This is a genomic window from Veillonella nakazawae, assembly GCF_013393365.1.
Taxonomy (GTDB): Bacteria; Bacillota; Negativicutes; order Veillonellales; family Veillonellaceae; genus Veillonella; species Veillonella nakazawae.
Genome location: NZ_AP022321.1, coordinates 587503 through 605753 on the forward strand (window position 1 = coordinate 587503; position 18251 = coordinate 605753).

Here is an 18251-nt window from a genome sequence, read left to right on the forward strand (position 1 = left end):
ACAACTGAATATGATATAATATTTATATCGACCATTATTGATATAGAGACCTTGGTTGTATGCCAAGGTCTTTTTATATAGGAGGTACTATGAGTTTATTAGATGATATTTTAGCCCATAATAGAGAATATGTAGAAGATCAAAATACAGGTTATGTAGAAACAGATACTAAATGTAGTAAGATGCCTAGTCGTGAAATGGCAATCGTTACATGCATGGATACACGTCTTGTTAACTTCTTAGAAGATTCCATGGATATTGGCCGAGGTGAAGCGAAAATCGTAAAGACTGCAGGGAATTGTATTACAGGTCCATTTGATGGTGTTGTACGTAGTTTACTTGTTTGTATTTATGAGCTAGGCGTTAACGAAATCTTTATCATTGGTCATCACGAATGTGGTATGGCAAAAACTACGGCAAAAGATCTAACAGAAAAAATGTTGGCTCGTGGTATTGCACCAGAAGCGATTCATATGGTCCGTAAAGAAATGGAACGCTGGGCAGATGGATTTACACACCCTGCTGAAAATGTAGAAGACACAGTAGACGAATTGCGTATGAATCCTTTGATTCCGAAAGACGTACCTATTCACGGTCTTATCTTCCATCCTAGAACCGGTGAAATTGAAGTCATCGTTAATGGCTATACACAAATGAAACAATATTATGAAAAATAATAGATAAATCTTTTGATAGAGGTATTGTGAATTGAGCAATATAGATAGACTAGATACATTCGAGGTAGCGTGTAAACATTTTCTTGAGGACTTTTCAAATTTTAAAAATCTTATTTCTACTCAAATTAAATCGTTAGATGACCTAGAATGGTCTTTTGATAAAGGCTCCACTAAGGTTTGTAGTGCTGACGAAAAGGGCTTAAAAAAACGATGCAAAGTTGGCATAACATATAGACTACAGGTTGAATTATCTCAAGTTGATACGGAAATTATTTGGTCAGAATTTAGTCGATTTTGGGGTGCTACTACTTTAAATCAGGTTGAAAGAGTATATAGCAATGAAGAATTAGGGCGCTATCAATTTATAGCTAATAATTCAATAGGCGATGAGATCACTTGTAACATCTATTTACCTAATGAGTGGAATATACCGCAATTAAACATGTTGGGTTGTGTTTCTGCTAGATATAGAAAAGTAGATGTTGAAGAAGTGTAGAAAAATCTTATTTGACTTAAAGTTAAGTGTAAGTTTTATAATGTGTTCATATTAGTACTTAATACATATTTACATAAAGGAACTATATGAATAAAAGTAAATTATTAAAAACAATTATAGCTATTGCAGCATTGGTTGTATTAGTCATAGTTGGCTATGTATATAAAGATGCTATACAGAGTCGTATAGCTAGAACAGCGGCTGTGGTGAGTGGTCAAGAGATAAAACCGCTCCTTAATTCTGAAGGCCGTTACATTCGACAAATTGTAGCTCAAGATAATAGCACAAGCCGTACTATTATGTGGCAATCAGATAGCAACGAAGCTGATGCGGTAATAGAGTATCGTCTTACAGGTTCTGAAAATACTCAATCGATAGGGGCAACGGATAAAGTTTTTACTGATGACGGCAGTACCACCTATATTCATGAGGGCACTTTGACAGGGTTAACACCTAATACTAAATATGAATATCGCGTTGGGTATGGCAGTGATCGCCGTAGTGATTGGTACTCCCTGGAAACGGCTGGTGCTAGTGTCTATGATGTGCTCATATATCCAGACTCTCAGTCGGGGGATTATTCTCAATGGGAAGAGATTGTAAAGGACTCAGCGCATCGCAATCCAAGGACAGCCCTGTATATTAGTATGGGTGACCTTGTAGATAATGGGGAACAAGACTATCAATGGCGCACCTGGTTAAATTCTATTAGACCGTTGAGTACTAATGTGCCGTTAGCAACGACCTTAGGCAACCATGAGATGTATACATTAGATTGGAAAATGCGTGAGCCTTATGCGTATTTGAATTACTTCGCAGTACCGCCTAATGGAAATGAAATTTTTAATCGTCGTTATTATTCCTATGACTTCGGTGATGTTCATTACGTTGTATTAGATACAATGTTATATGAAAGCAATCATGAGGATAACCATGATACGCATCATCCTGATTTATACGATGTACAGATTCAGTGGCTACGCCAAGATTTAGCAGCTAATACTAAAAAGTGGACCGTAGTTCTCATGCATCGGGATCCATTCCAATATGCCTTTGACCGCCCTGGCGCAAGTCGTGATGTAGGATTCAACGAAGAGGGCGTATTGTTTATGCCTATCTTTGATGAGTTTAATGTAGATTTAGTGTTGTCAGCTCATTTACATTCTTATCGTAATAGAGGCCATGTACGTAACTTTGATCGAGATGCTTCGGGGCCATTATATATTCTGACTGGTATTGCCGGGGATGCTCGCCGCCCTAAGTGGAAAGAACACCCTTTAGATGTATATGTGGCACCAAATCGAGATAAGAATAACTATATGACGATGACTGTTACACCGAATAAATTAATAGTAAAAGCTTTCTTACCAGATGGTACACAGTTAGATGAGTCGGTTATAGAGAAATAGAAGCACAAGAATATAAGAATATATAAGCAAAAGACACCTTACTTGGAAGGTGTCTTTTTTGTGTGTTTATACAAATAGTTTTCTCTGATTTATAGTTTAAATAGGTAAAGATATAAATGATAATTATATATTTATTAGATATTTTATATGCTAAATTAAGTTCATGTAAATTACAGTTCTAAGGACTATGATAAAAATTAATTCATAGTATAACAAATAAAAATACAGAAAATTTGTATAAAACTTGAATAAAACGACTGATAGTATTATAATACGTACATAGGTTATAAAAATACACTAATAATGTATAAAACATACATATAGTGTATAAAGGAGATGGAGTAATGAATACATTACAAGATTTGATCAAGAAATATGCCGCACAATATAAAGAACAAGTTGTAGCATGGCGTAGACATATTCATAGTCATCCAGAATTATCTGGTGAAGAAAAAAATACATCCTTATTTATTCAAAAGGTTCTTGGTGAATTAGGCATTCCTTTTGTAAATGATGTTTCTGATTATGCCGTTATCGGTAAAATCGAAGGAGCTCAACCTGGACCAGTCATTGCATTGCGTGCTGATATAGATGCCTTACCTATACATGAAACTACTGGATTGCCATTTGCATCAGAAAATGACGGCGTTATGCATGCTTGTGGTCATGATAGCCACATTGCAATTTTGCTTGGTGCAGCAGCCATTTTACAGTCTATTAAAGACCAATTGCATGGCACAGTAAAGCTCGTATTCCAGCCTTCCGAAGAGGAAGCATTATTCCCAGGTGCACAAGGTATTGTAGATAGCGGCATTCTTGATGATGTAGATGAAATATATGGCCTTCATGTATGGCCACAATTACCGGTTGGTACGGTAGGTCTAAAAAAAGGTAATTTGATGGCTGCATCAGATCACTTTCTCGTCCATATTAAAGGGAAATCGACTCATGGTGCGGAGCCTCATAATGGGGTGGATGCCATCGTAGCCGCTGCTAACTGGATTGTAAATGTTGAATCCATGGTAGCTCGTGAAACGAACCCAATGGAAAATCTCGTGTGTACCATCGGTGTGATTAATGGTGGTGACCGATATAATGTAGGCTGTGGCGATGTATATCTCGAAGGTACATGCCGTACCTATGCACCTGAAAAACGGGATTATATTGAGCGCCGCTTAGGTGAAAGTTTACAAGCTCTCGACATGTTATTAAAAACAAAGAGTACCTTAGATTATAAACGTGGTCATGGTGCTACCATCAACAATCCAGACGCTATCGATTATGCCACATCGATTGTAGAGAAATATCTTGGGCAAGAAGCTGTAGTACATCCTGAATTCCCGTCTATGGCTGCAGAAGATTTCTCCGCGTATCTTCATAAAATAAAAGGTGCTTTTCTTTGGTTAGGTACTGGATTTGAAGGTAATCCGGCCTTGCATAATGAGGCTTTCACCATCGATGAAAGCATTCTGGAACCTGGTATAACAATGATGGCTGCTATTGCCGCCGAATTTTTACAAGAAAAGTAATTAAATAAGTAGTTTGAAATAAGAGGTTATCATGAAGAGTTTACAACATACATCATTTAAAACAATGCTTCAATACACACCAGAAGAAATTAAATACTTCTTGAACTTGGCTGCAAAGTTAAAAGCCGATAAAAAAGCAGGCAAAGAAATCAAAACATTAGTAGGTAAAAACTTTGCATTAATTTTTGAAAAAGACTCTACGCGGACACGTTGTGCCTTTGAAGTAGGTGCTGCGGACCAAGGTGCTCATACAACATATCTTGGCCCTACAGGTTCCCAAATGAATAAAAAAGAATCCTTAAAAGATACAGCTCGTGTTCTAGGATCTATGTATGATGCTATCGAGTTTAGAGGTTTTGATCAAGCCGATGTAGATACATTAGCTGATTATTCTGGCGTACCTGTTTGGAATGGCCTTACCGATATGGATCATCCTACACAAACATTAGCGAATTTTTTGACGCTTCAAGAAAATATTGATAAACCATTGAATGAAATCTCCTATGCTTATGTGGGTCATGGTCAATCTAATATGTGTAATGCCTTAATGAGTGGCGCCGCTAAAATGGGTATGGACTTTAGACTTATCGGGCCTAAACAATACTGGCCTGCAGGGCCATTCTATGAAGAATGTTTGAAAGTTGCAAAAGAAACAGGTGCTACCATTACATGTACAGATAACGTAGCGGAAGGTGTTAAAGGCTTAGATGTAATCTATACAGGTGTATGGGTAACTATGGGTGATACATACGATATGTGGGAAGAACGTATCAATACGTTTAAACCATTCCAAGTTAATGCAGAAATGATGGCATTAACAGGTAATCCAAATACCAAATTCTGTCACTGCTTGCCAGCATTCCACAATACGGAAACTCAAGTAGGTAAAGATATCTTTGAACGGTTCGGCATGAATGGTATTGAGGTAACGGAAGAGGTTTTTGAAGGTCCAAATTCCTTAGCATTCCAAGAAGCAGAAAATCGTCTCCATACGATTAAGGCCGTTATGGTTGCTACCTTTAGTGACTATCCTTTGAAATAATTTCATCTCCCTAGAAGGTGATGTATGGTATAGTTTGTTTCCTATTTATAATCGCTGAAAGTAATAACTGAGAACTGTATAAATAGGTGTGAGTCACCAATAGGTGAGAATTGAGGTTTACTATGACACCATATAAAGTATTTATTGTCGGTCATGAAGGCACGACAGGTTTAAGAATTCATGAACGGTTATCCGATAGAAAAGATATAGAGCTATTAGCTACAGCTGATGAGGATCGAAAAAATGTAGAGGCTATTAAAGAGGTAGCTAAAGGGGCAGATATTGTATTTCTCTGCTTGCCTGATGCGGCATCTAAAGAAATCATGGCCGCTATCGGTGAATTACCATGTAAGGTAATTGATACATCAACTGCCTTTAGAACGGCTGCTGATTGGGCTTATGGCTTCCCAGAGCTCGGTGCGGATTATAAAACAGCCATCGCTACTGAAAAACATATTGCTAACCCTGGTTGTCATGCGAGTGGAATGATTGCGTGTATTGCACCTCTTGTAAAAGCTGGTCTTGTGCCAACAGATTATCCTTTCACTATCACATCCTTAACAGGCTATAGCGGTGGTGGTAAAAAGATGATTGGCCAATATGAAAGTGAACCAAAGGATTATTTCCTCTATGCACCGCGTCAATATGGTCTTAGTCAACAACATAAACATTTACCAGAGGTTCAACATGTTTGTGGCCTTAGTGAAGCGCCTATTTTTATGCCTATCGTTGACGATTATTATTCTGGCATGGAAGTAACGGTAGGCATTCACAGTCGTTTATGTCAAAAGCCAATAAGCATTGATAAAGTGCAACAGGCATTAGAAAACTTTTATAAAGGTAGCCCGATTATTACTGTCGTCCCATTTACTGAGAACAGTAATACAGGCATGTTAAATGCAAATCAATTGAGCAACACAGATAGCATGAAAATCTATGTGACTGGCAACGATGAACGCATTATGGTTCATGCTATTTTCGATAATTTAGGCAAAGGTGCCTCTGGTGCTGCTGTTCAATGTATGAACATTGCTTTAGGTTTGCCTGAGGATACAGGCCTAGCACTAGGTTAGAGAGGGAACTATGAAGGACGTAACAAATGCAATGCGGGCGCATATCTTAACTGCGGCCGTTCCATATATTAAACAATATACAGATCAATATGTTGTCGTTAAATATGGCGGCAATGCTATGATTGATGAAGAATTAAAAAAATCCGTTATGAAGGATTTAATGCTACTTCAATTGGTAGGGGTGAAAGTTGTGCTCGTTCATGGCGGTGGTCCAGCTATTAATAGTACACTAGATGCCATGAAAATTGAATCCCGTTTTGCAAATGGCTTGCGTGTCACTGATGAAGCGACAATGGATGTAGTACAAATGGTATTAGCCGGTAAGGTTAATAAAGGCCTTGTAGCAGATTTAACAGACCTTGGTGGTAAGGCTGTTGGTCTCTGTGGTGTGGATGGTAATATGATTCAAGTTCATAAACAAAATGATGAGCTTGGTTATGTAGGCTCTATCGATACGATTGATACAAGTATTATCGACGATGTTATCAGTAGAGGTTATATTCCTGTCATTTCATCCATTGGTATGGGGGCTGATGGCAAGACATATAATATTAATGCTGATACGGTAGCCGCAAAAATTGCCGGTGCCCTTAAGGCGGAAACAATGGTGGCCATGACTAACATTGATGGTGTATTACGAGATGTGCATGATCCTAGTTCTCTAATCTCTAAAATCACTATGGCAGAGGCGGATCAATTAAAAGCAGATGGTATTATTGCTGGCGGTATGATACCAAAAGTGGATTGCTGCTTAGAGGCCATTAAATCAGGAGCTCAAAAGGTATTTATCATCAATGGTGAGATCCCACATGCCATTCTTATTGAGCTGTTGACTGATGAAGGTCTTGGCACCATGTTTGTAAAGTAATATAGTAGGTATAGCGATGGTAAGTATTTATTACCATCGTTACCTTTCATATAGATAGACGACGGCATGACCGTACGTTTGGAGGATGTAATGAGTAATACAATCGATTTTGAACAACAAGATAAAGAATATATAGCCAATACGTATGGCCGGTTTAACGTATGTTTTGAAAAGGGGAAAGGGTCCCTTTTATGGGATGTAAATGGTAAAAAATACATCGATCTTGGATCTGGTATCGGCGTAACAGCCTTTGGTGTCGATGACGATGAATGGACAGAGGCCGTGACAAAACAATCTCATGCGTTGAACCACATTTCAAATTTATACTATTCTTTGCCACAAATTGAATTGGCAAAACAACTGTGTGCTAAAACAGGTATGAAGAAGGTATTCTTCTCTAACTCTGGTGCAGAGTCTAATGAATGTGCCATCAAAGCAGCTCGTAAATATAGCCATGACAAATACGGTGAAGGTCGTCATGTCATCGTCACCTTGGTTAATAGCTTCCACGGTCGTACTATTACTACCTTGTCTGCTACAGGCCAAGATGTATTCCATCAACATTTCTTCCCATTTACAGAAGGTTTTATTCATACACCCGCTAATGATATTGATGCGGCATTAAAAGCACTTGATAATCCAGCAGTTTGTGCCATCATGATGGAACCTATTCAAGGTGAAGGTGGCGTTATGCCACTAGATAAAGAGTTCGTACAAGCAGTAACAAAATATGCTCATGAACACGATCAACTCGTATTAATCGATGAAGTACAAACTGGTAATGGCCGTACTGGTAGTCTATATGCATACCAACAATTTGGCATTGAGCCAGATGTAGTATCTACTGCAAAAGGTTTAGCAGGTGGTCTTCCTATGGGTGCTACATTATTCAATGAAAAGATGCAATATGTGTTAAATGCTGGTGCACATGCTACAACCTTTGGGGGCAATCCAATCTGTGCGGCAGCAGGCAATACTATAATTAATCGTTTAACACCAGAATTCTTAGATTCTGTAAAAGCAAAAGGAGACTATGTAAAAACTACCTTAGTCGGCAAACCTGGTATTCTAGGTGTGAGCGGCATGGGCCTTATGCTTGGTATTGAAACTACAGTAGATCCAAAAGCAGTCATTCCGAAATGTCTTGAAAAGGGCGTTGTATGCTTGTCTGCGAAAAATAAAGTACGTCTTTTACCAGCTCTTAATATCCCTCAAGACCAATTGGAAAAAGCGATTACCATTCTAGCTGAAGCTATTGAAGAGTTGGCTGCAAAATAATTTTAAGGATAACTTTCATAAATATCATTTAAAATAGTTGCGTAACCGTATAATTATTGAGATAAATCGATGAATATATAGACTTTAGTTCTCATTCGTGTTACCCTAGAAGAAACAGTCTATATTGGAGGAGTAAATATGAATACAGAATCCTTACGTAACGAAGTGTTGGTTCCTGCAGTAGCAAAAACATTAGATATTGCTACAAAAGCAAAACCTACAAAAGAAGAACTTTTCACAACAGCAAAAATTACGGCTGCTGTGGCAGTTGCAACAGCTGTTGTATCCTTGGCGGTACAAGCAGTATTACGCAACCGATAAGAAACTAAGAAAACGACATGGCACTGCCTGTCGTTTTCTTTTACTTTTACCCTGTTATTCCCCTTGATTATGGGATTTTATAAGGAGGCGATACCATGCATAGTCGCGATTTAATAGAACAATATAAAGGCTACGTTCAAGAGTGGCGTAGATATTTTCATAAACATCCAGAGCTGAGTAATGAAGAATTTGAAACAACTAAGACACTAGCTAAAGAATTAGAATCTATGGGCGTAGAGGTTCATGTAGATACAGAGCGTGGCATCGGCTTAGTTGGTATTATTCATGGTGATAAAACTGGTAAAGCCATTGCTTTGCGCGCTGATATTGATGCATTGCCTGTTCACGAACATAATACAGTAGACTATAAATCAGAAACTGAAGGCAAAATGCACGCTTGTGGTCATGATGGTCATATGGCCATCTTGCTAGGCGCTTCTAAAATGTTAATGTCTATGAAAGATCGCATCGAAGGCGACGTATATTTAGCCTTTCAACCTGCTGAGGAGACAGGAGCGGGTGCACCAGATTTCATTAAATTTGGTGATTGGTATGATAAGATAGATGCTATCTTTGGCGGCCATGTATGGATTGACTTACCAGCAGGACTTATATCTGTAGAAGAAGGTCCTCGTATGGCTGCAAGTAGTCAGATTACTATTAATGTAAAAGGCAAACAAGGCCATGGTGCACAGCCACATCAAGCGATTGATGCCATTGTAGTAGCTAGTGCTATCGTCATGAACTTGCAAACCGTAGTGTCTCGTAATGTGAGTGCCTTAGATTCTCTTGTACTCACTATTGGTAATATTCACTCTGGATCTGAATGGAATGTTATCCCCGGTGAAGCTAAAATGGGGGGAACTATTCGATTCTTTGATCCTGACCAAGAAGAGTATTATGTAGAATCTATACGTCGCGTAGTAGAACATACTGCTGAAGCTTATGGAGCGACTGCTACATTAGAATATGTAAAAAAAGTACCGCCTACTATTAATGATCCTGAAGCTAGCAAATTGGCGGAACGTGTCGTTATTGACACATTAGGTAAAGACAAGCTTTCTAAAATGCGTAAAGTAATGCCAGGGGAAGATTTTGCATGGTATTTACAAGATAAACCAGGATGCTTTGCCTTTATTGGGATTCAAAACCCTGAATTAGAGGCTACCTACGATCATCATAATAATAGATTTAATATGGATGATACTGTACTATCTGCCGCATCTGCGGTATATGCTGAATATGCCATTGCATGGTTGAAAGAGCATAAATAAAAACTATTTAATTATATAAGAAATAACCTACGTACTAATCTGCCTAATAGATTAGATATTTGTATGTTTAATAATAAAATCAATTAAATATTTCATCTTAAAAGCACTGTTATCTTAAGGGTAATGGTGCTTTTCATTGTATCTTTATTTATCTTTTGTGCATGATATAGGTATAATATAGGTATAACATGGGTTTAATACAAGTGTAGTATACATCTTATATGGGGCTAATATATATTCTCTAGTTGAGAGGTGCTTATTTATGAATATAGTTATATGTATCACCATTATTGCTATTACAGGTATATTGTTAATGAAGCGCTATCAACCACAGCCAGTTTTAATTGGTATGGGGATTCTCATGATGTTTATTGCTTATGAAGCAAATTGGATTGATGCTATACTCGTTGAGTCTCAATCTACAGGTGTCTTGGTATTTGATGCTATGGATATTGTGCGAATTACTACGTCCGAGAATATAGTAAATTTAGGTCTCATGATTATGACCTGTGCTGGTTATGCAAAATATATGGAGCATATTGGGGCAGGAACGAGATTGGCACATACATTTATACGTCCTTTATATCGTCTAAATCGCCCATATATTGTACTGGCCCTAATGTTTCTTCTTAATATGGGACTGTCTATTTGTGTACCTAATCCGTTGAGTCTTGCACTCCTTATGATGGTTACTATGTATCCCGTATTGCTTCGCCTTGGGGTGAGCCCAGTGGGGGCTGCAGCGGTTATTGCTACGGGACATCTTATGGATGTAGGACCTGGTGCGGTATCTACCTTACTCATTGCAAAGACCTTGAATATGCCCGTGCCAAACTATTTTGTAGGCTATCAGTTGCGTCTTTATTTCTTAGTCGCCATTGTGACGGCTATAGCACACTTTTTCTGGCAAAAATATCGTGACCGGGTGGAGGAACCTAAGGTTATAGATGCTTGTGAAAGTATTCCAGAGGCGCCAATAGGGCCTAAGCCGTATATGATATTCCCATTATTGCCATTGTGTTTTATCTTGGGCTTTAGTCAATATGGTTTACCTGGGGTGAAAATGAACGTAACTTTGGCTATGATGCTTGCCTTTGGTATTGCCTTGTTTGCTGAACTAATTCGTCATCGTAATCTGCGTACAGTTCTTAAAAGTACAACTATTTTCTTTGAAGGTATGGGGAACCAGTTCTCTTATGCAGTGACACTTATTATAGGGGGACAAATCTTTGCACAAGGACTAGTGAGTTTAGGTCTTATTGAATCCTTGCTTGGGGCACTTCAAACATTATCTCTTAACTCCATAGGGCTTACCTCTGTGCTAGGGGGCGGTATGTTAGGCCTTAGCATGGTAACAGGTAGCAATGTAGCACCATTATTTACTTTGGTTCCTCTAGTACCTAATATCGTAGCTCATCTAGGCCTTGATCCGATTACTACTATGCTTGGTATGCAAAACGGTGCAAGCCTAGGCTTATTCCTTAGCCCTATTAGTCCTGTAATGGTCGGCGTAGCAGGCGTGGCGCATATTAAGTCAGTAGACTTACTTAAACGAACTGCTGTACCTGTTCTTGTGGCATTACTTACAAGCTGTGTGGGGATATATGTGTTTTATTAAACGGAGATATATACTAGAAATTGTTTATATGGTATGGTACTCGTTAGTACTATTGTTAATAGTTTGTTTAGATATATGAAATATGGAGCTTTAATGATAAACTTTAATTTTTTTGATGAATGGCTATTATTAAAGTCTAATGTTAAGAATCTTTTTCTTAACCAAAGGCTAACAAGATTTCCATACCTTATAGGGGTATTGTTTCTTCTCTTAGAAGTCTATATTGGCAATTTAATAAATCTTTTAGGTATTGTAGACTCTTTAAAGTTAACTCCAAATGATACTTTTTCTAATTATTTTGGACGAATTGTTCTCACCTCTGATTATTATATTGATGAGCCGATATTTTTTATCATGACAATTGTCATCAATCTTCTAGGTGCTTTTACATTATCAGAATTAGGTAAACGACGCTTAAATGATTATAGTGGTAGTGCTCTTGGACGGTGTTTACAGTATATTATTTTAATTTTTAATATACTACTACTAGGCTTTTGGGGATATAATCAAAACCTTACTGATATAGATCTTAGAGTGACTGTAGACTTTTACATTTATCTTTTCTATGAGTATATAGTACTCTTATTGCTAATATTTGTGCCTTCTAATAAAGAATCTAATCGTTATGGTTTGCCAAATGGAAAGCAGAAGAGTGGAGAATACAATATCAGCTATGAACCGTTATATAGTTCTAGTGGTGATAAAAAGCGAGAAGATTATTGGGATAGAATTGGTTTATCTCATTCCATAGATTCCTTTAGGACTATGTTTATTAACAAGTTGTTTGATTATCGAACTAGAGCAAAACGACAAGAATTATATTGGGGTGTGGTTATGTTTCAGATTTTAACAAATGCTCTCAACCCTATTTTGTTTTACTTCTATGAAAATATTTTTAATATAGATACAGCTATTGTGACTAGTTTAGTTATCTATTGGATTTTTTGGTTATGGTATATGTTAGCTAATATCAGTTGTACTGTTAGAAGATTACATGATACAGGTCTTAGCGGGTATTGGTTAGTAGCAATGTTTATTCCGTTTATTAATATCTATACTTTGTATATGACTGTGTTTAAACCATCTATAAATCGCGTTGAATTAAATTCTATTAACGAATAAATTTGATATTGAATTTTACTAAATAACCCTCTTTACATTTTTTGTAAAGAGGGTTATTATATTCCAATAATAAATCATATGTAATTAAAATGGTTTCCTGCACTGATGCATGTTTTAGCGCTTTGCGGATAAAAAGGGCCTTTCTTCGCCGGACGGTTCTAGAAGCCAGAAAGGATGTAATGAACAATCAAGTTTCTATTTCAACAGCAAATATTCGTGGTGCCTTTGGGGGATTCTTTATCCCAGGTATGTATACAGCTTTATGGGCTGGCTTTGTGCCATATTTAAAAGCAAAGCTTAGTATCGGTGAAGATGTATTGGGCTCCATGATTTTAGTGCTCGGTGTAGGCTCTTGCTTGTCCATGGCCATAGCTGGTAAGCTAGTAGAGAACTTTGGATGCAAGAAAGTCGTTTTATTAGCTAGCTTTATTGGGATGTTATCTCTTGCGGTTGTTACCATGTGTTCTACAATTGCTACGACCACAGCTGCTTTATTCTTCTTTGGTATTGGCGTCGGCTTAAGTGGTGCGTCTGCCAATTTACAAGCTATCTTGACAGAAAAGGTGAGTAAGAAACACTTAATGGGTGCCTATCACGGTGGATGGAGTTTAGGCGGTTTTGCCGGTGCTGGTGTTTTGCTAGTGCTCTTAAAAATATTATCCTTACCTGTTAATGAAAGTATTTGGGGACTTCTCATCGTATTATTTATTGCCATGGTTGTGGTTAGCCAATTTATGTTGACCTTTGGTAGTGATCCAAATGCAAAGGTTGTTAAAAAATCTAAAAGCCCATTATCTTTCCATCCCATTGCTATTATCTTTGGTCTCTTGTCCTTTGTATCTTACTTGGTTGAAGGTGCCGTAGGGGACTGGAGTGCATTATACCTGTTCGAAGATAAAGGTATCGTTATTGAAGAAGCCGTTATGGGGGTTATGCTCTTTAATGGTACTATGTGTATTGGCCGTTTGCTAGGGAATACAATTGGTAAACACTTAACATCTAAACAAGTTGTCGTTGGTGGTTATTTACTTGGCGCTATTGCAATGGGACTTATCGTATTCTTACCAGGTTATGGCTCTATGTATACGTATTTATTACTTGGTATTTCCTTAGCTATGGTAGTACCAAACTTGTTCTCTGCCATGGGGGAACAAAATGTAATTCCTATGACACAAGCTGTGGCAACATCCACGATGCTTGGTTATATGGGGATTTTGATGGGACCAGCATTGATTGGTTTCATTGCTCATGGCACAAGTCTTACAGTAGCATTTATCGTATTGACTACATTACTTGTAGTAAGTGCAGGTATAGGTAAATACGCCTACATGTTAATGGACAAATCAAAAGAAGCTGAAGCTTAAATAATAGCCCCAAAGATGGTATGTCTTTGGGGCTAAATTTTTGAAATATAGCAATATTATTACAAATATGTTGATTCGTTATATATCATCGATGAGATACAAAAAAGCCACAGGATTTATCCTGTGGCTTTTACATGTAATATTGTATTAACGGTCACCGTTGAAGATGGAGTTTTTAACAAGTACATAGTCTACTTTGCGGATTGCTTGTAGCGTAGTACCACCAGCGTAAGAAATCGCGGATTGCAAATCTTGTTCCATTTCAACTAATGTATCAAAGATAGAACCTTTGGAATCGATGAAGATTTTTTTGCCTTCTACGTTTTTGCGTTCACCTTTTTGGAACTCAGAAGCAGAACCAAAGTATTCTTTTACTGCTTTGCCGTCAACAATCTTTTCTTCCCCTGGAGATTCTTCATGACCAGCGAATAGGGAACCAATCATAACCATAGTAGCACCAAAGCGAATGGATTTAGCGATGTCGCCATGATCGCGGATACCACCGTCAGCGATGATAGGTTTAGTAGCTGCTTTTGCGCACCAGCGAACGGCAGCCAATTGCCAACCACCAGTACCGAAGCCAGTTTTTAATTTAGTGATACAAACTTTACCAGGACCGATACCAACTTTAGTTGCATCTGCACCAGCATTTTCAAGTTCACGAACTGCTTCTGGTGTACCTACGTTACCAGCGATAACGAAAGTTCCAGGCAAGTTCTTTTTGATGTATTGAATCATATCGATTACAGCGTTGGAGTGACCATGTGCAATATCGATTGTAATGTATTCAGGTGTTAAATTTGCTTTTTTGAATTCATCAACTAAAGCAAATTCTTCTGGTTTTACACCAATGGAAATAGAAGAATATAAATTAAGGTCGTGCATGCGTTTAACAAAATCCATACGACGTTCTGGTTGGAAACGATGCATGATATAGAAATAACCTTCACGAGCTAATTTTTCTGCCAATTCTTCGTCGATAATAGTTTGCATATTTGCAGGAACTACTGGCAAGCGGAATGTGCGATTACCTAATTTAACATGTGTATCACATTCGCTACGGCTAGTTACGATACATTTATTAGGAATTAATTGCACGTCTTCATAATCAAAGATGTTCGTTGTATTAATCATATTTTCTATATCTCCTTCGAGTATTACAAATTGAACCTGTACCATTATACAAGAGACGCGTAAAATTTTCAATACGTTCCGAATATTTTGTTTGGACTCAGAAACGAACTGTAGTACAATACAAGTAGATTATGCAAGTTATATACATTAATATATATGGTAAAAGGAGGTTGATTGACATGGATCAGTCCAAAACTCGCATGCTTGCAGAAGCAGGTGTGGCGATTGCAATTGCTCAAGTATTATCATTTATTACGATTTTTCATATGCCTCAAGGAGGCTCTATTAAGGCTGCAGCTTTGGTGCCGCTCATGATTTATGCCTATCGTTGGGGTGGTGCACGAGGAATTTTTGCTGGCGTCGTATATGGTATTTTACATTTTATTTTAGGCTTTAAATCATCTGTACACTATTTAAGTATTATATTGGATTATCTAGTTGCTTATGGTGCCATAGGTGTATGTGGTTACTTCAAAGATTCTATTTCTGGTCTCATTACAGGTTCTATTGTTGGTATTATATTGCGCTGGATCGCCACTGTTGTGAGCGGTGCCGTTGTGTTCGCTAGCTATGCACCTCAAGGTCAAAATCCATGGATTTACTCCATGATTTATAATGCCTCTTATATGGTGCCAGATGGGATTTTAAATATTGTTGTTTTACTATTCATTTACCAAGGTGTTAAACGAGGGTTAGGACGTCGTGGATAAATTAGGTTTAATTATTTTGGCTGGTGGTTTGAGTTCTCGCATGGGGCAACCTAAGGCATTATTACCTTGGGTTAATGGTGAAAGCCTCATATCTCATGCACTTCGTAAGGGATTAGAAGCGGATGTGGATGATATTATCATCTCCATTGGTGATGATGATCAGTTAGGACATGCCATGCAGACTCATATCATTGATACGTTATCGAACGATGAGAAGAAAAAAGTTTCTATTGTTCGGGATTCTGTTGAGCGACGTGGTCCTCTAGGGGGACTTTATAGTGCTCTAGCTGTTGGAATGAGTCCTGCCTATGCGGTGATGGCTGTAGATATGCCATTTATGCCTATGGATTTATATTATGATTGGTTATATCAAGTGAATCATAACAATTGGAATGTCATAGTTCCTACTGGTTCTAGAGGTAAGCCAGAACCTATGGCGGGAATTTATAGACCTCATATTGTATCATTACTTCCATCTATTCTGGCCGGTAAAGACGTATCGTTGCAGCATGCCCTTGATACGATTGGTCATGTTGAATCTATTGATGCCAGTGATTATGATTGGGAGCTAAGTAATGTAAATCATTATGATGACTATCAATGGGCTCGTGCATTAGCAGAAAATGAGTTCCGTCGTGTGCCGCTTATTAGTGTAGTAGCATCAAAACGTAAAACAGGTAAGACTACGGTAGTAACCCGTCTTGTAGCTGAGTTACAACGAGCTGGGTTTTCTGTAGGTGTTGTAAAGAGTGATAAACACGGCTTTCAAATGGATCATGAAGGGACCGATACAGACCTTTCTTATAAAGCTGGTGCTGATGCGGTGGCTATTGCAGGCCCTAATGAAACAGCGATTCGTATACGCACTAAAGAACAATCAAATCTGTATGAAATATCACAGTTTATGCCTGTGGATATAGTTATACTAGAAACAAGGTCCCAAGGCATTGCCCCTATTATAGAGGTTACGCAAGAAGGACATACAGAAGAGCTTATCTCAGATTCTATCGATCGAGTAGCTATAATCGAAATTAGCAAGTTAGACCAAGACGTACCAGGATTAGTACGTCATATACAGGAAATGATGAGGTGTTTAAATGGCCGTCGTTACTGTTGAGGAGGCCCTTCAATTATGGGAGAAGGCCTTAGATACGCAAGTTTATAAAGTAGAAATGATTGATGTTAAGTCTGCTAAGGGATATGTGTTGGCAGAGGATATCGTTGCGCCCACAGATGTACCGGCCTTTTCGAAATCAGCGATGGATGGGTATGCCATTGCCTTTTCCGCGGATTGTAATGAGTATATTGTTGACGGTGTTATAGGCGCCGGCGTTGTATGGGAACAACCTGTTGCACCAGGCCATGCAGTACGTATTATGACGGGCGCACCTATACCGGATACATGCGATACTGTTATCATGCAAGAACAGGTAGTTGGCTCCGGAGAACCGGGTACAACAATCACAATTCAAGGTAAATACAAATGTGGCGATCATATCATCCCTCAAGGTGAGGAATGTAGTGCTGGCACTATTGTGATTCCTCGTGGAACAGAGGTAACCTCTACAGTACAAACTGTTTTGACTGGTCTGGGGTTGACTGAGATTGCTGTCAATGCAATGCCTCGCGTGTTAGTTCTTACCTCTGGCCATGAGGTGATTGAACCTGGTGAAAGCTTAACAGCTGGTAAAATTTATAACTCTAATAGAGCTATGATTTGTGGACTCTTGGAGGATTTAGGCTTTCATAAAATTACGCACTATCATGTCAGTGATGCTCCAGAGGAATTAGAGTCTGAAATTAATCATGTGTTACAGCTCAGTGAAGATGCCGATATTATCATTAGCTCTGGCGGTGTATCAGTAGGGCTGTTTGATACAATGCCTCTTATTTATGAAAAACTAGGAGTTAAATCCATTTATGCGCGCATTCAAATGCGTCCAGGTGCTGCATCCTATGGTGCAGTGACGCCGAAAGGTCAAATCATCTTTGGTCTATCTGGTAATCCAGGGGCAGCTTTTAATGGATGGCATCTAATCGTAGCGCCAACATTGAAACGATATAAAGGCTTAAAAAACTGGACCACACCGGTAGTAGCCTGTGTAATGGATACGGAAATCTTTAAGCGGAATGCTTTTGATCGCTATGTACAAGGTAAAGTAATCTTTGGCGGTGGTGCACCACGTTTTGTGGCAAATCGTCATTTTAACAGTAGTAGTATGCTAGGTTTATATACTGTGAACGCCCTCGCATGTATTCCTCGTGGGGTACATGAAGTACATCCGGGCGATACCTTTGATGTGTATCTATTAGGATTACTACCTGCGGTTTAAAAT

Annotated in this window: 17 protein-coding genes; 16 read left to right on the forward strand and 1 reads right to left on the reverse strand. The window is 38.3% G+C overall.

The genetic code is table 11. From position 1 onward, the window contains the following. Positions 1 to 89 precede the first annotated feature (89 nt). The 13 genes from VEIT17_RS02560 to VEIT17_RS02620 all read left to right on the forward strand — a co-directional run bounded on the left by VEIT17_RS02560 (position 90) and on the right by VEIT17_RS02620 (position 14071). Positions 90 to 677, forward strand: coding sequence for a beta-class carbonic anhydrase (locus tag VEIT17_RS02560; protein WP_105089499.1), 588 nt, complete (start codon positions 90 to 92; stop codon positions 675 to 677). 31 nt (positions 678 to 708) lie between these two features. Then, positions 709 to 1173 carry a hypothetical protein gene (locus tag VEIT17_RS02565; RefSeq protein WP_178884620.1) on the forward strand — a complete coding sequence of 155 codons (465 nt, stop codon included), beginning with the start codon at positions 709 to 711 and terminating at the stop codon, positions 1171 to 1173. A gap of 86 nt (positions 1174 to 1259) precedes the next feature. Further along, entirely contained in the window at positions 1260 to 2582 is a 1323-nt protein-coding gene (locus VEIT17_RS02570; RefSeq protein ID WP_178884621.1) for a fibronectin type III domain-containing protein, read from the forward strand. A gap of 344 nt (positions 2583 to 2926) precedes the next feature. Then, positions 2927 to 4111 carry a M20 metallopeptidase family protein gene (locus tag VEIT17_RS02575; protein WP_178884623.1) on the forward strand — a complete coding sequence of 395 codons (1185 nt, stop codon included), beginning with the start codon at positions 2927 to 2929 and terminating at the stop codon, positions 4109 to 4111. Between the two features lie 31 nt (positions 4112 to 4142). Further along, positions 4143 to 5153 carry an ornithine carbamoyltransferase gene (argF, locus tag VEIT17_RS02580; RefSeq protein ID WP_178884625.1) on the forward strand — a complete coding sequence of 337 codons (1011 nt, stop codon included), beginning with the start codon at positions 4143 to 4145 and terminating at the stop codon, positions 5151 to 5153. 122 nt (positions 5154 to 5275) lie between these two features. Next, complete coding sequence (gene argC / locus VEIT17_RS02585; RefSeq protein ID WP_178884627.1) at positions 5276 to 6226, forward strand: N-acetyl-gamma-glutamyl-phosphate reductase; 951 nt, start codon at positions 5276 to 5278, stop codon at positions 6224 to 6226. A 10-nt stretch (positions 6227 to 6236) separates the two neighbouring features. Next, complete coding sequence (argB, locus tag VEIT17_RS02590; protein WP_178884629.1) at positions 6237 to 7094, forward strand: acetylglutamate kinase; 858 nt, start codon at positions 6237 to 6239, stop codon at positions 7092 to 7094. 90 nt (positions 7095 to 7184) lie between these two features. Beyond that, complete coding sequence (locus tag VEIT17_RS02595; RefSeq protein ID WP_178884631.1) at positions 7185 to 8372, forward strand: aspartate aminotransferase family protein; 1188 nt, start codon at positions 7185 to 7187, stop codon at positions 8370 to 8372. A gap of 138 nt (positions 8373 to 8510) precedes the next feature. After that, positions 8511 to 8693 (forward strand): hypothetical protein, encoded by a 183-nt coding sequence (locus VEIT17_RS02600; RefSeq protein WP_005385822.1) that lies wholly within the window; start codon positions 8511 to 8513, stop codon positions 8691 to 8693. A gap of 95 nt (positions 8694 to 8788) precedes the next feature. Next, on the forward strand, positions 8789 to 9967 hold the full coding sequence (locus tag VEIT17_RS02605; protein WP_005385825.1) for a M20 metallopeptidase family protein: 1179 nt from the start codon (positions 8789 to 8791) through the stop codon (positions 9965 to 9967). A 262-nt stretch (positions 9968 to 10229) separates the two neighbouring features. Beyond that, positions 10230 to 11585 carry a C4-dicarboxylate transporter DcuC gene (gene dcuC, locus VEIT17_RS02610; RefSeq protein WP_178884633.1) on the forward strand — a complete coding sequence of 452 codons (1356 nt, stop codon included), beginning with the start codon at positions 10230 to 10232 and terminating at the stop codon, positions 11583 to 11585. 75 nt (positions 11586 to 11660) lie between these two features. Continuing rightward, the gene (locus VEIT17_RS02615; protein WP_178884635.1) at positions 11661 to 12707 is read left to right on the forward strand and encodes a DUF805 domain-containing protein; all 1047 of its coding nucleotides are present in this window, start codon (positions 11661 to 11663) and stop codon (positions 12705 to 12707) included. 179 nt (positions 12708 to 12886) lie between these two features. Beyond that, positions 12887 to 14071, forward strand: a complete 1185-nt coding sequence (locus tag VEIT17_RS02620; RefSeq protein ID WP_178884637.1) for an MFS transporter — start codon at positions 12887 to 12889, stop codon at positions 14069 to 14071. Between the two features lie 147 nt (positions 14072 to 14218). Here VEIT17_RS02620 and VEIT17_RS02625 read toward each other — a convergent pair whose 3' ends face one another. Next, positions 14219 to 15205 (reverse strand): GMP reductase, encoded by a 987-nt coding sequence (locus tag VEIT17_RS02625; protein ID WP_039969037.1) that lies wholly within the window; start codon positions 15203 to 15205, stop codon positions 14219 to 14221. A gap of 179 nt (positions 15206 to 15384) precedes the next feature. Between VEIT17_RS02625 and thiT the strand changes: the two genes are divergently transcribed. The 3 genes from thiT to VEIT17_RS02640 are packed head-to-tail and all read left to right on the forward strand — an operon-like array spanning position 15385 to position 18248. Next, positions 15385 to 15915, forward strand: coding sequence for an energy-coupled thiamine transporter ThiT (thiT, locus tag VEIT17_RS02630; protein ID WP_178884639.1), 531 nt, complete (start codon positions 15385 to 15387; stop codon positions 15913 to 15915). Continuing rightward, a complete protein-coding gene (mobB, locus tag VEIT17_RS02635; protein ID WP_178884640.1) occupies positions 15908 to 17032 on the forward strand; it encodes a molybdopterin-guanine dinucleotide biosynthesis protein B in 1125 nt (374 codons plus the stop codon). The genes thiT and mobB overlap by 8 nt, the downstream gene beginning before the upstream one ends. Continuing rightward, positions 17013 to 18248 (forward strand): molybdopterin molybdotransferase MoeA, encoded by a 1236-nt coding sequence (locus tag VEIT17_RS02640; RefSeq protein ID WP_178884642.1) that lies wholly within the window; start codon positions 17013 to 17015, stop codon positions 18246 to 18248. The genes mobB and VEIT17_RS02640 overlap by 20 nt, the downstream gene beginning before the upstream one ends. Positions 18249 to 18251 lie beyond the last annotated feature (3 nt).

What these genes read in the sequence shown, in the direction of transcription:
- VEIT17_RS02570 (WP_178884621.1), top strand. Translation starts at nt 1,260, where the DNA reads ATGAATAAAAGTAAATTATTAAAAACAATTATAGCTATTGCAGCATTG.
- VEIT17_RS02560 (WP_105089499.1), top strand. Translation starts at nt 90, where the DNA reads ATGAGTTTATTAGATGATATTTTAGCCCATAATAGAGAATATGTAGAA.
- dcuC (WP_178884633.1), top strand. Translation starts at nt 10,230, where the DNA reads ATGAATATAGTTATATGTATCACCATTATTGCTATTACAGGTATATTG.
- argF (WP_178884625.1), top strand. Translation starts at nt 4,143, where the DNA reads ATGAAGAGTTTACAACATACATCATTTAAAACAATGCTTCAATACACA.
- VEIT17_RS02600 (WP_005385822.1), top strand. Translation starts at nt 8,511, where the DNA reads ATGAATACAGAATCCTTACGTAACGAAGTGTTGGTTCCTGCAGTAGCA.
- argB (WP_178884629.1), top strand. Translation starts at nt 6,237, where the DNA reads ATGAAGGACGTAACAAATGCAATGCGGGCGCATATCTTAACTGCGGCC.
- VEIT17_RS02640 (WP_178884642.1), top strand. Translation starts at nt 17,013, where the DNA reads ATGGCCGTCGTTACTGTTGAGGAGGCCCTTCAATTATGGGAGAAGGCC.
- VEIT17_RS02595 (WP_178884631.1), top strand. Translation starts at nt 7,185, where the DNA reads ATGAGTAATACAATCGATTTTGAACAACAAGATAAAGAATATATAGCC.
- VEIT17_RS02625 (WP_039969037.1), bottom strand. Translation starts at nt 15,205, where the DNA reads ATGATTAATACAACGAACATCTTTGATTATGAAGACGTGCAATTAATT.
- VEIT17_RS02615 (WP_178884635.1), top strand. Translation starts at nt 11,661, where the DNA reads ATGAAATATGGAGCTTTAATGATAAACTTTAATTTTTTTGATGAATGG.
- thiT (WP_178884639.1), top strand. Translation starts at nt 15,385, where the DNA reads ATGGATCAGTCCAAAACTCGCATGCTTGCAGAAGCAGGTGTGGCGATT.
- VEIT17_RS02605 (WP_005385825.1), top strand. Translation starts at nt 8,789, where the DNA reads ATGCATAGTCGCGATTTAATAGAACAATATAAAGGCTACGTTCAAGAG.
- VEIT17_RS02575 (WP_178884623.1), top strand. Translation starts at nt 2,927, where the DNA reads ATGAATACATTACAAGATTTGATCAAGAAATATGCCGCACAATATAAA.
- VEIT17_RS02620 (WP_178884637.1), top strand. Translation starts at nt 12,887, where the DNA reads ATGAACAATCAAGTTTCTATTTCAACAGCAAATATTCGTGGTGCCTTT.
- argC (WP_178884627.1), top strand. Translation starts at nt 5,276, where the DNA reads ATGACACCATATAAAGTATTTATTGTCGGTCATGAAGGCACGACAGGT.